Here is a 2,702-nt window from a genome sequence, read left to right as displayed (position 1 = left end):
TGGCGATTGCCATCTACACCAAGCGTATTGCAGTACTGCTCCATCCCGCATTCCTCGCCGCCTACACATTCGCCTGCGTCAGCCACCGGACTCTGCCTCTCCTGCAGATCTTAATGCTCTCAGCCTTTGCAGGGACGCTGGTCTACGTTTTCGGACGACACTGGACGGTGATTGCCACGGTGTCGCCCGTGCCCCGAGAAGCTGCCGCGGCATTTCGCAGCCGATCCCAGAGCCAGCTAATCATGATGGGACTTTTGGTAAGCGGACTCGTAGCTTGCTCACTCCTAGGACACACAACGCTTTCACGAATCGCCTTGATTACGGTGCCCTTGGCCGCACTAGCAATGCCCCCGCCGGCAAGACTCGTAACCAACAGATACAAGCTCCTTGGCGAGTCCCTCCTATCTTGGTTTACGCATCAAGCCAGAACCCTTCCTGGATTAGTCCAAACGCCAGCCGGACCGAAGTATGGCCGAATCAGCCTGCTGGTCGTTGCCTGTTCACTCACGGTAGTTGGATTCGTTCGGTATGCCGACGCGCCCTTCATAGCTTTTGCCAATCCCACCGAACCAGCTTCCGCGGTGTTATCGCCGTTGTTCGCTTCCGAGCAAAGCGAACCAATGCACTTCGGCTACGGCCTGCTGCTCGCCGTTGTAACCATTGCGTGGATCGTCGGCGCGCCGATCCTTGCCGTTCTGGCGATTGCCGTTTCGGCTCCGATGCCGATCCTGCTTGATGCTGGCGCAGAGCGCGACGCATCGCGCGAACTAAATGGGACCGTCGAGCCGGTTCTAAAGGACATTCGCTCTTCACCGGACGAGCTAGAGCGCACCAGCCTGTTTCATGGACAGGTCGTGGAAGATGGCAGTCCGGTGCTCATTCCCCGGTTGGTTCACATGGAGCATGTTCACGGCCTGGGGGACAGCGGCGGAGGCAAGACGTCTCTGTTTTTGTGCCCGACCACCGAGCAGCTTGTCAGCTTTGGCGACTGCAGCGTGGTCGTGCTTGACCTGAAGGCAGACAGCTTGGAATTGCTCGCATCGCTGCAGATCGCTACGGACGTTGCCCGACGCCGCTTCGGCCTACCGATGCCGCTAAAGCTTTTCTCCAACCAGCGCACCAAGACGACCTACGCTTTCAATCCCATGCAGCAGCCATTTTGGTCTAAGTTTGACCTGCTCACGCGGACTGACATTCTCTGCGCCGCAAATGGGCTGACCTATGGCACCGATTACGGCGCCGGCTACTTCAGTTCGGCCAATGCGGCGATCCTTTATCACACGCTCAAGACCTATCCGCACGTCACGACGTTTTCCGAGCTGGCCGACTGTATTGGAACGGTCCTCACTGTCGCCAAAAAACGCGAGCTGCATCCGGAGATTCGCAAGGCCGGCGTCCATGTTCACGAAGTCATCAAGCGATTGGCAGCCTGCGAAGCGCTCAATGTCACTGAGACTTCCGGTCACTCGCCGGCCGTAGTTGAGCAGGCAATCGACCTGACTCAGCTCTTTCGTGAGCCGCAGTTCCTCTATTGCCATCTGCCATCGACTCTCTCACCCAGTGGGGCACCGGAGATTGCGCGGCTGTTCACCTACATGCTTCTGGCCGCGTCGACACAGACCGAACGTCGCTGTCCGGTGTTTCTTGTGATCGATGAGTTTCAACGCATGGTCGCCAACAATCTTGAATACATGCTGCAACTGGCGCGCAGCATGGGCGTCGGCGTGATCATCGCGAACCAAAGCATGCAGGACCTAAAAAGGGGCAATATCGACCTGATCCCAGCCATTGAAGCCAACTGCCGGCTCCGCCAGTGGTTTTCCGTTTCTTCCGCGGAAGACCAGGAGCGTCTCATGCGGAGCAGCGGCGTGACCATCGACACCCTGGGATCGGAGTCCACGTCCATTAACCATGAAGGCAACCGCTCAACCAGTTACAGCGAATCCGAACAGGTAGTGCCCCGCCTGACTATCAACGACATCCTGCTGACTAACGATCATCCCTTCCGCAGCATTCTTAGGGTCAGTCGCGGTGCCGGATACGCCCAATTTGGCGGCATGCCGGTGATCGTCGAGTCGCGCTACCACATTTCCCAGCAAGAGTATCAGCGACGGAAAGCTCTCCCCTGGCCAACTGCGGAGGGAGCGTTTCAGCCGCGGGCTGAATCACTTTCGGAGGAGCGCACCACGGCACGTCCGCCACCGGCACAAAGCGGCGTCCAGTGGTCAGAAGAAGTGATCGGCGGCCCTGAGAGTTCACCCCTGTCACCGGACGGCGAGCAGGACATCAAGTCTCTCTTCGACTCGCTACGCGCCAACATCAATGCTCCGGCTCCCCGTCGTCGAAAGGGGGACCAGCCATGAATCCAGTGCTCACGTTCCGCGATTTGGACTTGATAACGACGCTTACCGGTAGGGTGCGAATTCTGACCGCGTCGCAAATTGCAACTCTTTGGGCTCTGTCACAACCCAACGGCCGAGTCGTTCGCCGTCGCATGAACCGATTGGCCGAGACGGGCCTACTTGAACTTCACACCATCAACGCCCACGTTCTCAGCCCCACTCGACCATTGTTCGCATGGCGTCTCGGCGCCCCGGAACCGAATGCCCAGCTCGTCTCACGCAGCGCCTACGCGCGATGGTCCTTCGCTGCCATTCCCACTTTGGTCTGTGTGGCAACGCCGCTGGCTGCAAACTTACACG

At 58.6% G+C, this 2,702-nt stretch carries 1 protein-coding gene; it reads left to right on the top strand.

Features of this window, described 5'->3' with window-relative positions:
• Nucleotides 1-581: 581 nt before the first annotated feature.
• Nucleotides 582-2,363, top strand: coding sequence for a TraM recognition domain-containing protein (locus SGJ19_02395; protein MDZ4779085.1), 1,782 nt, complete (start codon nt 582-584; stop codon nt 2,361-2,363).
• Nucleotides 2,364-2,702 lie beyond the last annotated feature (339 nt).

This window comes from Planctomycetia bacterium, assembly GCA_034440135.1.
In the GTDB taxonomy this organism is placed as follows: domain Bacteria; phylum Planctomycetota; class Planctomycetia; order Pirellulales; family JALHLM01; genus JALHLM01.
Note: the sequence above shows the minus strand (reverse complement) of the source record. Positions and strands in the feature narration are given on the sequence as shown.